The sequence below is a fragment of the Kitasatospora sp. NPDC056076 genome, assembly GCF_042266305.1.
Classification (GTDB): Bacteria; Actinomycetota; Actinomycetes; order Streptomycetales; family Streptomycetaceae; genus Kitasatospora.
The window spans coordinates 15,783-37,201 of sequence record NZ_JBHJWG010000042.1 but is presented as its reverse complement, the minus strand read 5'-3'; the positions used below and the strand labels follow the sequence as shown (position 1 = coordinate 37,201).

General features: G+C 75.7%; 8 protein-coding genes and 1 pseudogene. 5 read left to right on the top strand and 4 right to left on the bottom strand.

Features of this window, described 5'->3' with window-relative positions:
* Positions 1-51 precede the first annotated feature (51 nt).
* The 3 genes from ACFC1T_RS28995 to ACFC1T_RS28985 form a co-directional block, all read right to left on the bottom strand.
* A complete protein-coding gene (locus ACFC1T_RS28995) occupies positions 52-1,506 on the bottom strand; it encodes a DHA2 family efflux MFS transporter permease subunit (RefSeq protein ID WP_375893167.1) in 1,455 nt (484 codons plus the stop codon).
* 393 nt (positions 1,507-1,899) lie between these two features.
* Positions 1,900-2,124 (bottom strand): ferredoxin, encoded by a 225-nt coding sequence (locus ACFC1T_RS28990; RefSeq protein ID WP_375893166.1) that lies wholly within the window; start codon positions 2,122-2,124, stop codon positions 1,900-1,902.
* Positions 2,121-3,320: a cytochrome P450 gene (locus ACFC1T_RS28985; RefSeq protein WP_375893164.1), complete on the bottom strand. Its 1,200-nt coding sequence runs from the start codon at positions 3,318-3,320 to the stop codon at positions 2,121-2,123. The genes ACFC1T_RS28990 and ACFC1T_RS28985 overlap by 4 nt, the downstream gene beginning before the upstream one ends.
* A 277-nt stretch (positions 3,321-3,597) precedes the next feature.
* Between ACFC1T_RS28985 and ACFC1T_RS28980 the strand changes: the two genes are divergently transcribed.
* The 5 genes and pseudogenes from ACFC1T_RS28980 to ACFC1T_RS28960 all read left to right on the top strand — a co-directional run bounded on the left by ACFC1T_RS28980 (position 3,598) and on the right by ACFC1T_RS28960 (position 20,239).
* Positions 3,598-4,134, top strand: a complete 537-nt coding sequence (locus tag ACFC1T_RS28980) for a hypothetical protein (protein WP_375893163.1) — start codon at positions 3,598-3,600, stop codon at positions 4,132-4,134.
* A 122-nt stretch (positions 4,135-4,256) separates the two neighbouring features.
* Positions 4,257-5,288, top strand: a complete 1,032-nt coding sequence (locus tag ACFC1T_RS28975) for a 3-oxoacyl-ACP synthase III family protein (protein ID WP_375893162.1) — start codon at positions 4,257-4,259, stop codon at positions 5,286-5,288.
* A 101-nt stretch (positions 5,289-5,389) separates the two neighbouring features.
* Positions 5,390-15,877 (top strand): annotated as a pseudogene (locus ACFC1T_RS28970) (SDR family NAD(P)-dependent oxidoreductase); the annotation flags it as partial.
* Between the two features lie 100 nt (positions 15,878-15,977).
* Positions 15,978-19,124: a type I polyketide synthase gene (locus ACFC1T_RS28965; RefSeq protein WP_375893207.1), complete on the top strand. Its 3,147-nt coding sequence runs from the start codon at positions 15,978-15,980 to the stop codon at positions 19,122-19,124.
* Between the two features lie 71 nt (positions 19,125-19,195).
* Positions 19,196-20,239: an LLM class flavin-dependent oxidoreductase gene (locus ACFC1T_RS28960; RefSeq protein WP_375893161.1), complete on the top strand. Its 1,044-nt coding sequence runs from the start codon at positions 19,196-19,198 to the stop codon at positions 20,237-20,239.
* A 93-nt stretch (positions 20,240-20,332) separates the two neighbouring features.
* Here the strand turns inward: ACFC1T_RS28960 and ACFC1T_RS28955 are convergent, their stop codons facing one another.
* The gene (locus tag ACFC1T_RS28955) at positions 20,333-21,355 is read right to left on the bottom strand and encodes an LLM class flavin-dependent oxidoreductase (RefSeq protein WP_375893159.1); all 1,023 of its coding nucleotides are present in this window, start codon (positions 21,353-21,355) and stop codon (positions 20,333-20,335) included.
* Positions 21,356-21,419 lie beyond the last annotated feature (64 nt).

Genomic DNA, 21,419 nt, shown 5'->3' with positions numbered 1-21,419 from the left:
GCCCCGGCGCCGCCCCGGGGGCCCGGCGCGGCCCCCGCCGCTGTCCGCCGGTCAGGAGGCCACCGGCTCGCCGCTGTCCTGCGGGCTGACCTCCTCCAGCACCGGGGCGGCCGCGAAGGCCTTGGGCCGGCCGGGCAGGAGCAGGCCGACGGCCACGATGACCGCGGTCATCGCCAGCTCCCACCAGAAGGCGGTGGAGTACGCGTCCCGGACCGAGTCGCCGTTCGCGACCCCGCGCTGGACCAGCAGCGCGACCAGGGCCACGCCGAAGGAGCCGCCGACCTGGTTCAGCGACAGCATGGTGCTGGTCGCCCCCGAGGTCTTCTCCAGCGGCACGGTCCGGTAGAGCGAGGCGAGCGTGGGCGCGCCGACGCAGCCCAGGCCGAGGCCCGAGACCAACGCGTAGAGTCCGAGCACCAGTTGGCCGGTGGTCCCGGAGGACAGCGCGTTGCCCAGGGTGCCGAGCACCACCAGCGCGGCGCCGACCGGCACCAGCAGGTTGGCGCCGACCTTGTCGCTGAGCCGCCCGGCCAGCGGCATCCCGAGGAAGGTGCCGACCCCGAAGGGCGCCAGCAGCAGCCCGCTGGCCATCAGGCTTTGCCCGTGCACCTGCTGCTGGTAGAGCGGCAGTAGGACGTACAGCGAGAACACCGCCGCGCCGGTGAGAGCCATCGCCACGACCGCGGCCGTGAAGCCCTTGTTGGCGAGCAGGCGCACGTCGATCAGCGGGGTGCGGCGGGTGGTGAGCGCGTGCACCACGAAGCCGGCCACCAGCGCCACCCCGACCAGCAGCGACACCAGCACGGTGGGGGAGCCGAAGCCCTCGTGGGCGGTCTGCGACAGCCCGTACACCAGGACGGCGAAGCCGGGGCTCAGCAGCACGGTGCCGAGCACGTCGAAGGTCGCACGCTCGCCCTCGGCGGGGACGTCGGCGGGAACCACCTTGAACGAGAACACCAGCGCCGCCAGCACGATCGGCACGTTCACCAGGAACAGCCAACTCCAGTGCAGGTTGTCCGCGATGACCCCGCCGAGGATCGGGCCGATCACCGGGCCGAGGGTCATCGGCAGTGCCAGCAGGCCCATCACCTTGCCCAGCCGGGCCGGGCCGGCCGCGCGGGCGGTGAGCGTCATCATGACCGGCTCGATGATGCCGGCCGCCACGCCCTGGAGGATGCGGAAGGTCACCAGCGCGCCGATGTTCCAGGACAGCGCCGAGGCGACGGCCGTCACGGTGTAGAGCACCAGGCCGAACACCCAGACCTTCTTGCCGCCGAAGTGGTCCACCGCCCAGCCGGTCACCGGGATGGTCGCGGCCACCGCCAGCAGGTAGCCGGTGATGACCCATTCGGCCGTGGTGAGCGTGGTGTGGAAGTTGTCGGCCAGCGGGCTCAGTCCGACGCCGACGATGGTCGCGTTCAGCGTCGCGGTGACCGATGCGAGCGCCATGACGACGATCAGCTTGACCAGCGGACCGTCCAACCGATTCTCGGCCGATTGCGTCATTTCAGTCCTTAGCGATAGCAGGGGAGGAGAAAACGGAGGCGGGGGCGGTCGCGACATCGCGTGGCGCCCCGTGGCCGCGGAATGCGATGGGAGGAATTCCGGCGGAGCGGCGAGTGGCCCCCGGCCCGGGAGGCCGTCGTAGCGGAAGGGCCGGCGTCCCGGAACCGGTCTCCTGAGAACGGGAGTTCAGAGAACCGGCGTGCTGAAAGAGCGTATAAACAAGTCAGGGTCGGCGGCCATCACCCCTTAGACACCGTTAAGGCCGTCGGCCCGGAATGCGGGCCGACGGCCTTCGGCGGGGCGCCCGGCCGCCGGTCGGGCATCGGTGACCTGCGGAGACGCCCCGCCGGCCGGGAGTCGGGAGGGTTCCCGGCGGCTTTAGGTCCTGTCCGGTCAGGACGGTTCCGGTGGGGCGGCCTCCACGGTCAGGGCCCGGGCCGGGCAGAGCTGGTGGGCGAGCCGGACGTCCTGCTCCCGCTCGGCCGCGGGCTCGGGCTCCAGCAGGGTCACCAGCCCGTCGTCGTCGTGCTCGAAGACGTCCGGCGCGGTCAGCACGCACAGGCCCGCGCCGATGCAGCGGTCCCGGTCGGTGGAGATCCGCACCCCGGCCCCGCTCACCAGGCCACCGGCAGGCGCTCGACGCTCTGCATGGTGCCGGTGCGGCGCATCACCAGCTCCTCGGCCGGCACCGCCAGCCGCAGCCCGGGCAGCCGGCGGACCAGCGTCTCGAAGGCGATCTCCAGTTGCAGCCGGGCCAGGTTCTGCCCCAGGCACTGGTGGATGCCGTAGCCGAAGGTCAGGTGCTGGCGGCTGGCCCGGGCCAGGTCGACCTCGTACGGTTCGGCGTGCACCCGGTCGTCCCGGTTGGTCATGGTGGAGGAGACCACCAGGCCGTCCCCGGCCTTCAACACCAGGCCGTCGATCTCGATGTCGTCGGTGATCCAGCGCACCCCGGCGAAGTCCGTCACCGCGGTGATCCGCAGCAGTTCCTCGATCGCGATGGCGGCCGGCACCACGCCGTCGCGCAGCGCCGCCAGCTGCTCCGGGTGCTCCAGCAGGGCCAGCACGCTGATCGGGATCATCGAGGAGGTGGTCTCCAGGCCCGCGATCAGCAGCACCATTGCCAGCTGCACCACCTCGTCGTGGGTCAGCTCGCCGCTCTCCACGTGGGCCACCAGCCGGCCGACCAGGTTCTCGTCCGGCTTGCGCTCCTGGGCCGTCACCAACCGGTCCAGGTAGCGGACGAGTTCGGCGGCGGAGGCCTCGGTGTGCTCCGGGTCCCGGCCCTGCATGACGCCGGCGGTGGCGGTCTGGAAGAAGGCGTGGTCCTCGTACGGGATGCCCAGCAGCGCCGACATGACGAGCGAGGGGATGGGCGCCGCGAAGTGCTCCACCAGGTCGGCGGGGGAGCCGAGTTCCTCGATCCGGTCGATCAGCCCGTTGACGATCCGCTCGATGTCGGGGCGCAGCGCCCGGGCGTGCTTGAGGCTGAACTCCGGGTTGAGCAGCCGTCGGTGGTGGTGGTGGACCGGCGGGTCCTCGCCCACCAGCACCAGCTTGCGGGCGGCCGGCGCGCCCAGGTGCGGGGCCATGGTGGGGTAGGCGTCGTAGCTGCGGTCGGAGGACAGCCGCTCGTCGGCGAGCAGCCGGCGGGCCTCCGCGTAGCCGGTGATCAGCCAGACGCGGCGGTCGTCCCACAGGGTGACCTGGTTGATCGGGCCCCGCGTGCTGATCTCCCGGTAGACGTCCGGTGGCTGGTAGGGGCAGGTGCGGCGCACCGGGAACGACGGTGCTTCGACGGAACTGGCGGACAACGCGGCCTCCCGGTCGGATTTCCCGGAACGGTTTTCCGGGGGGAATTCTGGTTGCTCCGGCGCATGCTAGTTCCGCACCTCGGGCGCGGGCCACGGCAGTTCCGACCGGAATCAACGGCAATTCAATGGGCGTTTGTCGCCGATTAAGCGGCGCATTCGCCGGGCGGCGGAGATCGGTTCAGCGGCCGCGCCGGGCCGGTTTAGCGCCGTTGCCTAGCGTGATCGGTGCGCCGTTCCGCCGGCGCCGTCCCGTCCCTGTGCTGAACGGAGTTGTGGCATGGCATCGATCTCCCTCCCCGGCCCGCTGGCCCCCGTCGCGGCGGCCCTGCGGGGCCGGCTGCTGGCCTGGCTGGCGGTGCCGCCGCTCGGCCCGACCGGGCCGAACCCGCCGGTCGGCGACCCCGCCAACCTGCTCCACCTCACCGACCTCGCCGAGACCCTGATCAGCTACGAGTCCACCAACTCCGACTTCAGCGGGGCCACCCCGACGCTGGACGACCTCGCCCACGTCCGCTACGAGCTGCGCGACCAGCAGGGCGCACTGGTCGGGACGACCAAGGGCATCGGGCGGATGCTGCGCAAGGGCCCGGAGGGCAACTTCCTGGGCTACTTCTCGGAGGAGATCCGGCTGATCGACGGCAACGTCATCCGTACCGGCGGCATCGTCGACGACGCCCGGCTGACCCTCGGCGAGCAGCAGACCATCAAGGCCGTCGCGGTGGCCGGCCCGCTGCGCGGGGCGATCGGGTTCCGCCAGTTCCGGCCGGTCGAGACCCACAAGGCGTACGCCTCGGCGATCGTCCTCTACCGCTGACCACCTGCTGAGCACCTGCTGAACACCCCTGCGCCGGACCGCCGTTCGGCCCGACGCGCACTCCGACCCGACAAGCACCCCGACCCGACGCGCACTCCGACCCGGCTGGGAGCAGACCGCAGATGGACCCCGCAGAGATCCGCCTCCTGGCGGCCGGCACCGCGTTGCCGGGCCCGCCCATCGACAACGCCGCCCTGGGCCGCCGGTTCGGCATGGACGCGCTCTGGGAGCAGTGGGTGGACGCCTTCATCGGCACCCGCACCCGGCACCTCGCCCTCGACCTGGAGACCGGCGAGCAGCGCGACACCCTGGCCGACCTCGGCACCACCGCCGGCGGGCGGGCGCTCGCCGCGGCGGGCACCGACCCCGCCGACGTGGACCTCGTGGTGCTCGGCACCGCCACCCCGGACACCCTGATGCCCGCCACCGTCAACGTGATCGCCGACCGGCTCGGCATCGACGGCGTGGCCACCTACCAGTTGCAGTCCGGCTGCTCCGGCGCCGTCCAGGCGATCGACGTCGCCCGCCAGCTGCTCTCCACCGGCCGGCACCGCACCGCCCTGGTGCTGGGCGGCGACGTCATCGCCAAGCACTACGACCTGACGGCCGACCTGCGCGCCGTCCCCCCGGCCGAACTGGTCAACTACGTGCTGTTCGGCGACGCCGCCGGGGCCGCCGTACTGAGCGCCGACCCGGCCGCCGGGCCGACCGCCGTCCGGGCCTCCTTCGTCGAACTGGCCGGCCGGGGACGGGAACCGGGCCAGGTGCTGGAGTGGTTCGGCCCGGTCGACCGGCACAGCGGGCGGCCGACGGCCCGGGAGGACTACAAGGCGATCGAGGAGACCGTCCCGCTGTTCGCCGAGCAGATCCTGCACCGGCTGCTCGCCGAGGCCGGCTGGCAGGAGGGCGAGGTGACGCACCTGCTGCCGCCGCAGCTGTCCACCCGGATGACCAGCCGGATTGTCGAGCGCCTCGGGCTGAGTGGCGCCGAGGAGGTCAGCTGCGTCGGGGAGACCGCCAACACCGGGAACGCGCTGGTCTTCTTCCAGCTCGAACAGGTCCTGCCGAAGCTCTCCCCGGGTGACCGGGCCGCCGCGATCGCGGTCGAGTCCAGCAAGTGGATCAAGTCCGGGTTCGCCCTGGAACACGTCTGACCCCTCCCGGCCCCGCCCCGCCGCCGGGCCCGCCGTAACTCCGTCCGGCCCCGCCACACCTCGAACCATCGAAGGGCAGAGCACGCATGTCGAACGACGAGAAGCTCCGCGACTACCTCAAGCGGGTCAGCGCCAGCCTCCAGGACACCCGCCTGCGACTGGAAGAGGCCGAGGCCAGGTCCACGGAGCCGATCGCCATCGTCGGGATGGCGTGCCGCTACCCGGGCGGGGTCGGGTCGCCGGAGGAGCTGTGGCGGCTGGTCGCCGAGGGCCGGGACGCGATCTCGGAGTTCCCGGCCGACCGCGGGTGGGACCTGGACGGGCTGTACGACCCGGACCCGGAGCGCACCGGCACCTCCTACACCCGGCACGGCGGCTTCCTGGCCGCGGCGGCCGGCTTCGACGGCGAGTTCTTCGGCATCAGCCCCCGCGAGAGCAGCACCATCGACCCCCAGCAGCGGCTGCTGCTGGAGACCACCTGGGAGGCGCTGGAGAGCGCCGGCCTGGACCCGGCCGCGCTGCGCGGGACCCCGGTCGGCGTCTTCACCGGGATCATGTACAACGACTACGGCTCGCGGCTCAACCCGCTGCCGGCCGCCGTCGAGGGCCAGGTCGGCATCGGCAGTGCGCCCAGCGTCGCCTCGGGGCGGATCGCCTACACCTACGGCTTCGAGGGCCCGGCGGTGACGGTGGACACCGCCTGCTCCTCCTCCCTGGTCGCCCTGCACCTGGCCGCCCAGGCCCTGCGCTCGGGCGAGTGCACGCTGGCGCTCGCGGGCGGGGCCACCGTGATGGCCACCCCCAACACCTTCGTCGAGTTCAGCCGCCAGCGCGGGCTGTCGCCGGACGGCCGCTGCAAGGCGTTCTCGGCGGGCGCGGACGGCACCGGCTGGGGCGAGGGGGTGGCCCTGCTGCTCCTGGAACGGCTCTCCGACGCCCGGGCGAACGGCCACCCCGTGCTCGCGGTGGTGCGCGGCTCGGCCGTCAACCAGGACGGCACCAGCAGCCAGCTCTCCGCCCCGCACGGGCCCTCGCAGGAGCGGGTGATCCGGGCGGCGCTGGCGGCGGCCGGGCTGGGCGCGGCGGACGTGGACGCGGTGGAGGCGCACGGGACGGGGACCAGGCTGGGGGATCCGATCGAGGCGCAGGCGCTGCTCGCCACCTACGGGCAGGGTCGTGACGCGGAACGGCCGTTGTGGCTGGGGTCGGTGAAGTCCAACATCGGGCACGCCCAGGCGGCGGCCGGGGTGGCGGGCGTGATCAAGATGGTGCAGGCGCTGCGGCACGGCGTGCTGCCCGCCACCCTGCACGTCGACGAGCCGACCGGAGAGGTGGACTGGTCCGTCGGCGGGGTTGAGCTGCTGCGCGCGCCGGTGGACTGGGCGCCGGGCGAGCGGCCGCGCCGGGCGGGGGTCTCCGCCTTCGGGATCAGCGGCACCAACGCGCACGTGATCCTGGAGGAGGCCCCGGCCGCCGCTGCGGCGGAGTCGGCTCCGATCGAGGGCCCTGCGGCTGCCCCGGTGCTGCTCTCGGCGCGCTCGGAGGCGGCGTTGGGCGCGGCAGCCGGGCGGCTGGCGGACTGGCTGGAGCACGGCGAGGGCGCGCAGGCCGGGCTCGCGGAGGTCGCGGCCTGGACACTCACCCGCAGTGCCCGGCACCGGTTCGGGGCCGCCGTGGTCTCCTCGGACCGGGCTGAACTGATCGGTGGACTAAGGGCGTTGGCCGGGCAGTCGGCGCACCCGGCGGTGGTGTCGGGTCGGGTGGCGTCCTCGCCGGGTCGGGTGGCGCTGGTGTTCCCGGGGCAGGGTTCGCAGTGGGTGGGGATGGGGGTGGCGCTGGCCGGGTCCTCGCCGGTGTTCGCGTCGCTGCTGGCGGATGCGGGTCGGGCGCTGGAGCCCCATGTGGAGTGGGAGTTGGGGCAGGCGTTGCGGGATCCGGTCCTGTTGGAGCGGGTGGACGTGGTGCAGCCGGTGCTGTGGGCGGTGATGGTCTCGCTGGCGGGGCTGTGGCGTTCGTACGGACTGCCGGTGGACGCGGTGGTGGGTCATTCGCAGGGTGAGATCGCGGCGGCGGCGGTGTCGGGGGCGTTGAGCCTTGAGGATGCTGCTGCGGTGGTGGCCCTGCGCAGTAAGGCGATTCGGGTGGTGGCGGGTGACGGTGGGATGGCGTCGGTGCCGCTGCCGGTGGCGGAGGTGGAGGCGCTGATCGCCCGCTGGGACGGCGCGTTGGAGGTAGCGGCGGTCAACGGGCCGTCCTCGACGGTGGTTTCCGGGACCGCGACGGCGATCGGCGAGCTCGTGACCTGGGGTGAACAGCAGGAGGTGCGGGTGCGGCGGGTCCCGGTGGACTACGCCTCGCACTCCGCCCAGGTCGAACCCCTTGAGGCCGAACTCCTCGACCTGCTGGCACACATCAACCCCAAGTCCGCCGACATCCCGTTCTACTCCACCGTCACGGGAACCCTGCTGGACACCAGCGCCCTGGATGCCGGGTACTGGTTCCGCAACCTGCGCAGCCGGGTGCGCTTCGAGGACACCGTCCGCGCCCTGGCCGAGGACGGCTTCACCACCTTCGTGGAGGCCAGCGCCCACCCCGTGCTGACCGTCGGCATCCAGGAGACGCTGACGGAACACCCCGACACCCTGGTCACCGGCACCCTGCGCCGCAATCGCGAGGACGACCAACCCCTGCTCCAGGCCCTGGCCGCCGTCGAACTCCACGGCCACCGTCTCACCTGGCCCCTCACCACCCCCACCACCCCACCCGGCCTTCCCACCTACCCCTTCCAGCACCGCCACCACTGGCTCGACGCCCCCACCCACGCGGGCGGCCCGGACGCGTCCGCCCACCCCCTGCTCGGCGCGAGCGTCGAACGCGCCGACGACGGCGGGCTGGTCCTCACCGGCCGCCTCTCCCCGCGCAGCCACCCGTGGTCGGCGGAGCACACCGTCGCGGGGACGGTCCTGTTCCCGGGGACGGGCTTCGCCGAACTCGCCCTGGCCGCCGCCGAGTCAGCAGGCTCCTCCGGCGTGGACGAACTCGTCCTGCTGGCGCCGCTGACCCTCGGCGAGGCGGTGCTCGACCTCCAGGTCCTCGTCCCGGCCGCCGACCAGGACGGCCGCCGGACCTTCGACGTCTACTCCCGCCCCGAGCACGGCGGCGCGGGCGACTGGACCCACCACGCGACCGGCACCCTGGCCGCCGAGCCGGCCGAACCGGCCACCCCCACCGAGGACTTCCCCACCGAGGCCACCCCCACCGAGGACTTCCCCACCGACTGGCCCCCGGCCGAGGCCGTCCCCCTCGAACTCGCCACCGCCGCCGCGCGGTTCGCCGCCGCCGAGGTCGGCTACGGCCCGACCTACCAGGGCCTGCGCGCCGCCTGGCAGCACGGCGACGTGCTCTACGCGACCGTCGAACTCCCCGAGCCCGCGCACCCCGACGCCGCCCGCTACGGCATCCACCCCGCCCTGCTGGACGCCGCCCTCCAGGCCGAGGCGGCGGCCGACGGCCCGGACCGCCCCGCCGACCTGCGGCTGCCGTTCGCCTGGAACGGCCTCGGCCTGCACGCCGTCGGCGCCACCGCGCTGCGGGTGCGGCTGGACCGCCTGGACCAGGACACCCTCCGCCTCCAGGCCGTCGACCCCGAGGGCGCCCCCGTCCTCACCGTCGACACCCTGGTGCTGCGCCCGGTCGCCGCCGACCGGCTGACCGCCCCCGCCCCCCGGGGCCCGGCCCGGCCCACCCGCACCCCGGCCCGCCGGGCCGCCGGGCGCACGGCGGGGGAGGGCAGTGCCGTCGAGCGCCTCCGCCGGCTGTCCGGCGCCGAGCTGGAGCGGCAGCTGCGCGAGCTGGTGCGCGGAGAGGTCGCCGCCGTCCTCGGCTACGCCACCCCCGCCGAGCTCGACCCCGACCGGGCCTTCCGCGACCTCGGCTTCGAGTCCCTCACGGCCGTCCAACTGCGCGACCGGATCGCCGCCGCCACCGGCCTCAAGCTGCCGCCGACCCTGGTGTTCAACCACCCCAGCCCGCGCGCCCTCGCAGAGCACCTCGGCGACCTGCTGCGCCGTAGCGGCAGCGCACCGGCCGCCGCGCCCGCCCGTACCCGGGCCGCCGCCGACGAACCCCTCGCGATCATCGGGATGGCGTGCCGCTACCCGGGCGGGGTCGGTTCGCCGGAGGAGCTGTGGCGGCTGGTCGCCGAGGGCCGGGAGACGATCTCGGAGTTCCCCGCCGACCGGGGCTGGGACCTGGACGCGCTGTACGACCCGGACCCGGAGCGCACCGGCACCTCCTACACCCGGCACGGCGGTTTCCTGGCCGGCGCCGCCGACTTCGACCCGGCGTTCTTCGGCATCAACCCGCGCGAGGCCGTCGCGATGGACCCCCAGCAGCGGCTGCTGCTGGAGACCTCCTGGGAGGCGCTGGAGAGCGCCGGCCTGGACCCGGCGGCGCTGCGCGGGACCCCGGTCGGCGTCTTCACCGGCCTGATCTACACCGAGTACGGCGGCCGGGTGCGCGGCTCCGCCCCCGAGGCCGAGGGCTACCTCGGCACCGGCAGCGCGGGCAGCGTGGCCTCCGGCCGCATCGCGTACACCTACGGCTTCGAGGGCCCGGCGGTGACGGTGGACACCGCCTGCTCCTCCTCCCTGGTCGCCCTGCACCTCGCGGGCCAGGCCCTGCGCTCCGGCGAGTGCAGCCTCGCCCTGGTCGGCGGCGCCACCGTGATGTCCACCCCGGACACCCTGATCGAGTTCAGCCGTCAGCGCGGCCTCTCGCCGGACGGCCGCTGCCGGGCCTTCGCGGCCGCCGCCGACGGCACCGGCTTCTCCGAGGGCGTCGGGCTGCTGCTGGTCGAACGGCTCTCCGACGCCCGGGCGAACGGCCACCCGGTGCTGGCGGTGGTGCGCGGCACCGCCGTCAACCAGGACGGTGCCTCGAACGGCCTGACCGCCCCGCACGGGCCCTCGCAGGAGCGGGTGATCCGGGCGGCGCTGGCGGCGGCCGGGCTGGGCGCGGCGGACGTGGACGCGGTGGAGGCGCACGGGACGGGGACCAGGCTCGGGGATCCGATCGAGGCGCAGGCGCTGCTGGCCACCTACGGTCAGGACCGGCCCGCCGAGCGGCCGTTGTGGCTGGGGTCGGTGAAGTCCAACATCGGGCACGCCCAGGCGGCGGCCGGGGTGGCAGGCGTGATCAAGATGGTGCAGGCACTGCGGCACGGCGTGCTGCCGAGCACCCTGCACATCGACGAGCCGACCGGCGCCGTCGAATGGGGGAGCGGTGCGGTCGAGCTGCTGCGCGCGCCGGTGGACTGGGCGCCGGGCGAGCGGCCGCGCCGGGCGGGGGTCTCGGCCTTCGGGATGAGCGGCACCAACGCGCACGTGATCCTGGAGGAGGCCCCGGCCGCCACCGGGCCTCAGGTGGAGCCGGTTCCCACGGTCGCCCCGGTGCTGCTCTCGGCGCGTTCCGAGGCGGTGTTGGGCGCGGCGGCCGAGCGGCTCGCGGACTGGCTGGAAGGCCCGGGTGCCCGGGTCGGCCTGTCCGAGGTCGCGGCCTGGACGCTGACCCGCGGCGCCCGACACGGGTACGGCGCCGCCGTCGCCTCGGGCGAGCGCGCCGAGGTGGTGGCCGCACTCCGTGCGCTGACCGACCATCCGGCGGTGGTGTCGGGTCGGGTGGCGTCCTCGCCGGGTCGGGTGGCGCTGGTGTTCCCGGGGCAGGGTTCGCAGTGGGTGGGGATGGGGGTGGCGCTGGCCGAGTCCTCGCCGGTGTTCGCGTCCCTGCTGGCGGATGCGGGTCGGGCGCTGGCTCCTTATGTGGATTGGGAGTTGGGGGAGGCGTTGCGGGATCCGGTCCTGTTGGAGCGGGTGGATGTGGTGCAGCCGGTGCTGTGGGCGGTGATGGTGTCGCTGGCGGGGCTGTGGCGTTCGTACGGACTGCCGGTGGACGCGGTGGTGGGTCATTCGCAGGGCGAGATCGCGGCGGCGGCGGTGTCGGGGGCGTTGAGCCTTGAGGATGCTGCGGCCGTGGTGGCCTTGCGCAGCAAGGCGATTCGGGTGGTGGCGGGTGACGGCGGGATGGCGTCGGTGCCGCTGCCGGTGGCGGAGGTGGAAGCGCTGATCGCCCGCTGGGACGGTGGGTTGGAGGTCGCGGCGGTCAACGGCCCGTCCTCGACGGTGGTTTCGGGTACGGCATCGGCGGTCGGGGAGCTGGTGGCCTGGGGCGAGGAGCAGGACGTACGGGTCCGGAAGGTTCCGGTGGACTACGCCTCGCACTCCTCCCAGGTCGATCCCCTGCGCACCGAACTCCTCGACCTGCTGGCACACATCAGCCCCCAGCCGTCGGAGATCCCGTTCTACTCGACCGTCACGGCCGGGCCGCTGGACACTGCGGAGCTGGACGCCGGGTACTGGTTCCGCAACCTGCGCAGCCGAGTGCGCTTCGAGGACACCGTCCGTGTCCTGGCCGCCGAGGGCTTCACGACCTTCGTGGAGGCCAGCGCCCACCCGGTGCTGACCGTCGGCATCCAGGAAACCCTGACGGAACAGCCGGAGACCCTGATCACCGGCACCCTGCGCCGCAACCGCGAGGACGAACAACCCCTGCTCCAGGCCCTGGCCGCCGTCGAGCTCCACGGCCACCGCCTCGACTGGCCCCTCGCCACCCCCACCACCCCGCCCGGCCTCCCCACCTACCCCTTCCAGCACGAGCACTACTGGCTCGACCCCGCCCCGGACATCAGCGACCCGGGCCACCTCGGCCTGCAGAGCGCCGACCACCCACTGCTGGGCGCCACCACCGATCTGCCGGACGGCACCGCGCTCTACACCAGCCGGATCTCCACCGGCACCCACGCCTGGCTGCTCGACCACGCCGTCACCGGCACCCCGCTGCTGCCCGCGACCGCACTGGTCGAACTCGCCCTGCACGCCGGCCACCGCGCCGCCGTCCCGGCCCTGGCCGAACTGACCCTGGAGGCACCGCTGTTGCTCGACGGCGCCGCCGTGCACCTGCAGACCACCGTCCAGCCGCCGGACACCGACGGCGCCCGTGCGCTCGCCGTCCACTCCCGCCCGGCGGCCGCCGGCCCGCAGGAGCCGTGGACCAGGCACGCCACCGCTCTGCTCCTCCCGTACCGCCCGTCCTCCGCCGCCCCCGAGGACCGGCCGGCGGCCTGGCCCCCGCCCGGCGCCACCCCCGTGGACCCGGCCGACCTCTACCCCGGCCTCGCCGACCGCGGCTACGACTACGGCCCGGCCTTCCAGGGCGTCCGCGCCCTGTGGCGCGCCGGTGACGCCGTCTACGCGACCGTCGAACTCCCCGAGCCCGCGCACCCGGACGCCGCCCGCTACGGCATCCACCCCGCCCTGCTGGACGCCGCCCTGCACCCGCTCGCCGCCGGCCTCACCGCCCCCGCGGACGGCACTCGCGAGGAGAGCGACCCCGCGGGCGGCGACCGGGGAACGGCACTCCCCTTCGCCTGGACCGGTGTCACCCTCGCCGCCACAGCCGCCACCACCCTGCGGGTCCGGCTGACCCGGCACGGCGCCGACTCGGTCACGCTGACCGCCACCGACCCGCTCGGCGGGCCGGTGCTCACCGCCGAGCGGATCGCCCTGCGCCCGCTCGCCCCGGGCGCCCTCGCCGCCGCCCGGCCGGTCGGGCGGGCCGACGGCCTGTACCACCTGGACTGGATGCCCGTGCCCCCGTCGGCGGCCGTCCCCGCCGACCGGGCGGTGGTCGAACTGCCCGAGCACCACCTCTCCGCCGACCCCACCGACCCCACCGACCCCGCAGAACTCCCCGACCCCGCAACCCTGTTCACCGCCGACCCGCCCGCCCTCGCCGTCCTCCCGCTCTCCCTCCCCGAGCCGACGGCCCCGAACCCGAACCCGAACCCGAACCAGGACCAGGACCCCGCCGCCGCCACCGCAGCCCTGCTCGGCTTCGTCCAGCGCTGGCTCGCCCAGGACCACCTGGCCGACACCCGGCTCGCCGTGCTGACCCGCGACGCCCAGCACACCGGCCCCGCCGACCGCCCGGTCCGGCCGGTCGCGGCCGCCCTCTGGGGCCTGCTGCGCAGCGCCCAGACCGAGCACCCCGGCCGGTTCCGCCTGCTGGACACCGACGGGCACCCCGACTCCCGGGCCGCGCTGGCCACCGCTCTCGCCCTGGACGAGCCCCAACTCGCCCTGCGCCGGGGCGTGCTGCTCGCCCCGGCGGTCGTCCCGCTGCCCGCCCGGCCCGAGCTCACCGCCCCCGGGGACGGCCCCTGGCGGCTCGCCCCCACCGGGGACACCCTGGATGCGCTGGCCCTGCTCCCCGCCCCGGACGCCGCCCGCCCGCTCGCCCCCGGCGAGGTGCGGATCGCCGTGCGGGCCGCCGGACTGAACTTCCGGGACGTGCTGATCACCCTCGGCGTCTACCCGGACCGCGCCCTGCTCGGCACCGAGGCGGCCGGCGTGGTCACCGAGGTCGGCCCGGGCGTGACCGGCCTGGCGCCCGGCGACCGGGTCACCGGCCTGGTGTCCGGGGGCATCGGCCCGGTCGCGGTCACCGACCACCGGCTGCTGGCCCGCGTCCCGGCCGGCTGGAGCTTCGCCCAGGCCGCCGCCGTCCCCGCCGCCTTCCTGACCGCCCACTACGCCCTGGTCGACCTGGCCGGGCTCCGCGCGGGCGAGCGGCTGCTGGTGCACTCGGCGGCCGGCGGCGTCGGCATCGCCGCCGTCCAGCTCGCCGCCCACCTGGGCGCCGAGGTGTACGGGACGGCCGGGGCCGGCAAGTGGGACACCCTGGCGGCGCTGGGCGTCGACCCGGCCCGCACCGCCTCCTCCCGCACCCTCGACTTCGAGGGGCTCTTCCTGGCCGGGACGGACGGCGCCGGGGTGGACGTGGTGCTGAACTCCTTCACCGGGGACTTCGTCGACGCCTCGCTGCGGCTGCTGCCGCGCGGCGGCCGCTTCGTCGAGATGGGCAAGGCCGACCTGCGCGACGCCGACCGGATCGCCGAGCAGTACCCGGGCGTGCGCTACCGCTCCTTCGACCTGCTGGAGGCCGGTCCGCAGCGGATCGGCGAGCTGCTGACCGAGCTGCTGGCGCTGTTCGAGCGCGGGGCGCTGACCCTGCCGCCGATCACCGCCTGGCCGGTCGCCCGGGCCGGGGAGGCGGTGCGCCACCTCGGCCAGGCCCGGCACACCGGCAAGGTCGTGGTGACCGTCCCCGCGCCGCTCGACCCGGCCGGCACCGTGCTGGTCACCGGCGGCACCGGCACCCTCGGCGCGCTGACGGCCCGGCACCTGGTGACCGAGCACGGCGCCCGGCACCTGCTGCTGGCGGGCCGGCGCGGCCCCGAGGCGGCGGGCGCCGCCGAGCTGGCCGCCGAACTCGCCGCACTGGGCGCCGAGGTGACCGTCGCCGCGGTGGACGTCGCCGACCGGGCGGCGCTGGCCGCGCTGCTCGACTCCGTCCCCGCCGAGCACCCGCTGACGCTGGTGGTGCACGCCGCCGGCGCCCTCGCGGACGGCGTCCTGGAGGCCCTCGACCCGGCCGCGCTGGAGGCGGTGCTCGCCCCCAAGGCCCGGGCCGCCCGTCACCTGGACGAGCTGACCCGGCACGCCGACCTCGCCGACCTGGTGCTGTTCTCCTCCGTCTCCGGGGTGCTCGGAGGCGGCGGGCAGGCCAACTACGCGGCGGCCAACGCCTACCTGGACGGCCTCGCGCAGCGCCGCGCCGCCGAGGGCCTGCCCGCGACCTCGCTCGCCTGGGGCCTGTGGCAGCGGGCCAGCGGACTGACCGGACGGCTCACCGACGGCGACCGGGCCCGACTGGCCCGGGGCGGCCTGGTGCCGCTCACCGACCGGGAGGGCCTCGCCCTGCTGGACGCGGCCCGCGCCACCGGCCGGGCGGCCGTCGTCACCACCCGCTTCGACCTGCGGGCGGGCCGGGCCGCCGGGACCGTACCCGCGCTGCTGCGCTCGCTGGCGGGCGCCCCCGCCCGGCGCAGCGCCGCCGGCGCGCCCGCCGCCGGGGGCCCGGCCCCGCTGTCGGACCGGCTGGCCGGCCTCGACCCGGCCGGGCGGGCCGAGGCCCTGCTCGACCTGGTGCTCGGCCAGGCCGCCGCCGTCCTGGGCCACGGCGGGGCCGGAACCGTCGCTGCCGGAACCGTCGCCGCCGACCAGGCCTTCAAGGAGATCGGCTTCGACTCGCTCACCGCCGTCGAACTGCGCAACCGCCTGGGGGCGGCCACCGGCCTGCGGCTGGCCCCGACCACGGTGTTCGACCATCCGACCCCGTCGGCGCTGGCCGCCCACCTGCACCGGGCCCTGGCCCCCGAGGACGAGGCCGCGCCGGACCCGTTCCTGCGCGAGCTCGACCGGCTGGAGTCCCTGCTGCCCGCGCTGGCCGCCGCGGACGGCGTCCGGGGAGCGGTCGGCCGGAGGCTGCGCGAGCTGCTCTGGCGCCTGGACGACACCCCGGCCGAAGGCGACGGCGAGGGCGAGCGCGCCGAGGACCTCGCGACGGCCAGCGACGAGGAACTGTTCGCCGCGCTCGACGACGAACTCAACCATCCCGGAACGGAGGTCTGAGATGCCCGGGACGACCGAACCCGCCGCCACCCCCGGCGGCACCCCCACCGCCACCCCCGGCGGCGCCCCCACCGCCACCCCCGGCGGCACCGAGGAACGGCTGCGCGACTACCTGCGCCGCGCGACCGCCGACCTGCGCCAGGCCAGGCGGCGGATCGAGGCCCTGGAGGAGCGCGCGCACGAGCCGGTCGCGATCGTCGGCATGGCCTGCCGGCTGCCCGGCGGCGTGCGCACCCCCGAGGACCTGTGGCGGCTGCTCGCCGAACGCCGGGACGCCATCGGCGACTTCCCCGCCGACCGCGGCTGGGACCTCGACGCGCTGTTCGACGAGGACCCGGCCACCCCCGGCACCTCCTACGCCCGCCAGGGCGGCTTCCTGGACGGCGCCGGCGAGTTCGACGCCGCCTTCTTCGGCCTCGGCCCGCGCGAGGCGCTCGCCATGGACCCCCAGCAGCGGCTGCTGCTGGAGACCGCCTGGCGGACCTTCGAGTCCGCTGCCCTCGACCCGGCCGCCCTGCGCGGCAGTCGGACCGGCGTGTACGTCGGCATGATCGGCCAGGACTACGCCCCGCGCCCGCACGAGGTGGCCGGCGAACTCGACGGCCACTTCATGACCGGCAACGCCGGGTCCGTCGCCTCCGGCCGGCTCGCCTACCACTTCGGCCTGCACGGACCGGCCCTGACCGTCGACACCGCCTGCTCCTCCTCGCTGGTCGCGCTGCACCTGGCGGCCCGCTCGCTGCGCTCGCGCGAGAGCGACCTCGCCCTGGCCGGCGGGGCCTGCGTGCTGGCCCACCCGAGGGTGTTCCTGGAGTTCAGCCGCCAGCGCGGGCTGGCCCCGGACGGGCGGTGCAAGGCCTTCGCGGCGGGCGCCGACGGCACCGGGCTCGCCGAGGGCGTCGGCCTGCTGCTCCTGGAGCGCCTGTCCGACGCCCTCGCCAACGGCCACCGGGTGCTGGCCGTGCTGCGCGGTTCGGCCGTCAACCAGGACGGCCCCAGCAACGGGCTCACCGCCCCCAGCGGGCCGGCCCAGGAGGCCGTCGTCCGGGAGGCGCTGGCCGACGCCCGGCTCACCCCCGACCAGGTCGACGCGGTCGAGGCGCACGGCACCGGCACCACGCTCGGCGACCCGATCGAGGCCCGCGCCCTGCTCGCGGTGTACGGCCGCGCCGAGCGTGAACGCCCGCTGCGGCTCGGCTCGTTGAAGTCCAACATCGGTCACACCCAGGCCGCCGCTGGAGCCGCCGGGGTGATCAAGCTGATCCTCTCCCTGCGGCACGACACCCTGCCCGCCAGCCTCCACCTGGACACGCCCACCCCGCACGTCGACTGGTCGGAAGGCGCCGTCGAACTGCTCGCCGACGCTGCGCCCTGGCCGCGCGGGGAGCGCCCGCGCCGGGCCGCCGTGTCCTCCTTCGGGATCAGCGGCACCAACGCTCACCTGATCCTGGAGGAGGCCCCCGAGCCGCCGCCCGCCGAACCCGGTCCCGAACCCGGCGCCGGCCCCGCCGACCGGCCCTGGCTGCTCACCGCCCGCACCCCCGAGGCGCTGCGCGCCCACGCGCTGGCGCTGGCCGCGCACGCCGAGGCCGGCACCGCGGACGGTATCGGGAACGGCACCGGGAACGGCGCCGCGGACCGTGCCCGGGACACCGCCCACTGGCTCGGCCACGGCCGGGCGCGGTTCCCGCACCGGGCCGCCGTGCTGACCGACCGCCCGGCGGAGATCGCCCCGGCCCTGCGCGCCCTGGCGGCCGGCCGCAGCCACCCCGCCCTGGTGCGCGGCACCGCCGTCGCCGCCCCCAGGGCCGCCTGGACCTTCACCGGCCAGGGCTCCCAGCAGACCGGCATGGGGCGTGAACTCCACGCCGAGCAACAGGAGTTCGCCAAGGCGCTGGACGAGGTGTGCGACGCCCTCGACCCCCACCTGGACCGCCCGCTGCGGGACGTGATGTTCGCCGAACCGGGCTCCGCCGCCTCCGCGCTGCTGGACCGCACCCGCTACACCCAGCCGGCCCTGTTCGCCCACCAGACCGCGCTGGCCCGGCTGCTGGGCACCCGGCTGCCCCCGCCGGTCGCGGTGCTCGGCCACTCGATCGGCGAACTGTCCGCCGCCCACCTGGCCGGGGTGTTCGACCTGGAGTCGGCGGCCGCGCTGGTCGCCGCCCGGGCCCGCCTGATGGACGAACTGCCCGCCGGCGCGGGCGCGATGCTCTCCGTCCAGGCCCCCGAGGAGCGGCTCACCGCACTGCTCGCACCGTACGGGCAGGCGCTCGGCCTGGCCGCCGTCAACGGACCGGCCTCCACGGTGGTCTCCGGCGACGCCGACGCGATCGCCCGGCTCGACCGCGAGCTCACCGGCCTCGGCCTGCGCACCCGCCGGCTGCGGGTCTCGCACGCCTTCCACTCCGCCCAGCTGGACCCGGTGCTGGAACGCTTCCACGCCGAGGCGCGGCGGATCGGCTACCGCGCCCCGGGCCTGCCGGTGGTCAGCAACCTCACCGGCGAGACCGCCGACCCCGAGCGGATCGCAAGCCCCCGGTACTGGACCGAGCAGATCCGCGCCACCGTCCGCTTCGAGCAGGGCGTGCGCACCCTGCGCGAGCAGTATGGCGTCACCGCCTACCTGGAACTCGGCCCGCACAGCACGCTCGCCGCGCTGACCGCCGCGATCCACCCGGAGGCCGTCCAACTGCCCGTGCAGCTGCGCGAACGGCCCCCGTCGAGGGCACTCGCCGCCGCGCTGGCCGGGGCCGAGGTGCACGGCCTGCCGGTCGGCGGGCCGAGCGGGCCGGCGCCCGCCGCCGACCCCGACACCGTGCCCGGCCACCCCTTCGCCCCGACGGTCCACTGGCTGGCCACCCCCGGCCCCTCCGGCGCCGGCCCCGAACCCGCGCCGCTGCCCGGAGCCACCACCGCGGAACGGGAGCCCGCCGAGGACCCGGCCGCCCTGCTGCGGCGCTGGGCGGACGCCGGGCCCGGGCACCGCACCGCCCTGCTGCTCGCCCTGGTCAGGGAACAGGCCGCCGAGGCCCTCGGCTACGCCGACCCGGCCCGGATCGGCGAGCGGGAGCGCTTCCAGGACCTCGGCTTCTCCTCCTTCACCGTCCTGGACCTGCGCAACCGGCTCGCCGCCGCGACCGGGCTCACGCTGCCCCCGGTGGTCGCCTTCGACCACCCCACGCCGGTCGAACTGACCGCCCACCTCGACCACCTGCTGGCCGAGTCCGTCCTGCCCGCCGCCTGAGGCACCGAGCCCGTCCACCCCCCACCGAACGACCAAGCCCGCCGAACCTTCCAGAGGAGCGAACCCCGGTCATGCGCGTCGGAATCACCTACCTCAGCATCTCCCCGTCGGTCGACCGGTCGTCCGCCCGGCAGAAGTACCTGGACTTCGCCCGGCAGGTCGAATGGGCCAACGACCGGGGCTTCTCCGGCATCTGGATCACCGAGCACCACTTCTCCGGCTACAGCCTCAGCTCCTCCCCGCTGCTGCTGCTCGGCCAGGCCGCCGCGCTCGCCCCCGACCTGCGGATCGGCACCGGCATCCTGGTGCTGCCGCTGTGGGACCCGGTCCGCCTGGTCGCCGACGTCAACACCCTGGACCAGCTGTCCGGCGGCCGCCTGGACCTCGGCATCGGCCGCGGCTACCAGCCGCACGAGTTCCTCGGCTTCGGCCGCGACCTCGACCGGAGCCGGGCCGCCTTCGAGGAGTCCGCCGACCTGGTGCTGCGGCTGCTCACCGAGACCGAGGTCACCCACAAGGGCGAGTTCCACCGGATCGACGCCCCGGTGACCGTCCTGCCGCCCTCCCACCAGGCCCCGCACCCGCCGGTGTGGGCCGCCGCGGTGTCGCCCGAGTCCACCCGCTTCGCCGTCCGGCGGGGCTTCCACCTGCTCGGCCTCGCCCTGTCGACCCCGGCCGAACTCGCCGCCCAGTGGCGGACGGTGACCACCCTGGCGGCCGAGGAGGGGGTCGCGGCGGAGGGCCTGGAGTACGCCGTCAACCGCTTCGTCCACGTCGGCACCGACCCGGCCGGGCGCCGGGCCGCGGCCCGCGAGGTCGCCCGGCAGATCCAGACCTCCCGGGCCCTGGCCGAGGGCGCCTACCCGACCGGGGGCCGGCCACCGGTCCCGGCCGCCGTCGACCCGGCCGACGAGGAACTCGCCTACCAGCGGCTGCTGGCCGGCTCGCCCGAGCAGATCGTCGAGCAGATCGCCGAACTCGCCGCCGCCGGCGTCACCCGGGTCAACGCCGCCTTCGAGTACGGCACCCTGCCCGCCGACACGGCCTTCGCCGCGCTGCGCACCTTCGCCGCCGAGGTGCTCCCGGCCCTGCGGGAGCTGCCCGTACGGCTCTGAACCCCCGCCCCGCAGCCCCCACCCCCCCAACCCCCCACACGCCGCAGGGGTGGGACACCGGCCGGTGTCCCACCCCTGCGGCACGTCCGGCGGTCAGGAGCTCAGGCCCGCGAGCTCGGCCAGCCGGGTGTAGGACTCCCGGCGGTCCGCCGGGTCGTAGGTGTTCGCCACCACCATCACCTCGTCCGCGCCCGACTCGGCCACGAAGGCCTTCAACTTCGCCGCCACCGTGTCCGGTCCGCCGACCACCTCCGAGCGCAGGTCGTTCAGCGGCGGGGTGCGCTGCGCGGCCTGCTCGGCCGGGGACGGCCGGTGGCCCAGGGCCTCCTCGACGGACAGCAGCGGCGCGGAGCGGCCCACCGCGTGCTGGGCCAGCGCGAGCCGCCACGGGGTGGCCAGCTCCTCGGCGTGCCGGTCGTCCCGGCCCACCACCACGGTCAGGGTCAGGACGGCCCACGGCCGCGCGCCCTCGCGGGCCGGGCGGAACTGCTCCCGGTAGCGGCGCAGCGCCGTGAAGGCGTTGCCGGGGTCCTGGTAGGCCGCCAGGTACGCGTAGCCCAGGCCCAGCCGGGCCGCGGTGCCCGCCGAGGCGGGGCTGCCGCCGAGCAGGAACACCTCGGGCAGCGGCGCGTCGGTCGGCACGGCCCGGACGGCGGCGAGCTCGTGCCCGTCCGGCAGGGCGGTGTGCCCGCCGAAGGCCAGCAGCTGCGCCAGCTGGCCGTTGAAGACGTCCGGGGCGAGCGAGGAGCGCTGCAGCAGGGCGGCGGTCGGCCCGTGCCCGGTGCCGGTGGAGCGGCCGATGCCGAGGTCGATCCGGCCCGGGTGCAGCGCCTCCAGGGTGCGGAACTGCTCGGCGACGTGCAGCGGCGAGTGGTTGGGCAGCAGCATCCCGCCGGCGCCGATCCGCAGCCGGGTGGTGCGGGCGGCCAGGTGGGCGATGACGATCTCGGGCGCCGAGATGCCCACCGCCGCCTCGGCGTGGTGCTCGGCGACCCAGTACCGGCTGAAACCCAACGCCTCGACGTGCCGGGCGAGTCGGACGGCCTCGTCGAGCAGTTCGGAGGTGCCGGTGCCGGCCCGTCGGGGGCCCTGGTCGAGGACGGAGAATGCGGTCATGCCTGTTTCCTCAGGAGTCGGCCCCCGGTGCGCCGGGGGCGGGTGGACCGGGTCCGGGCGGCGG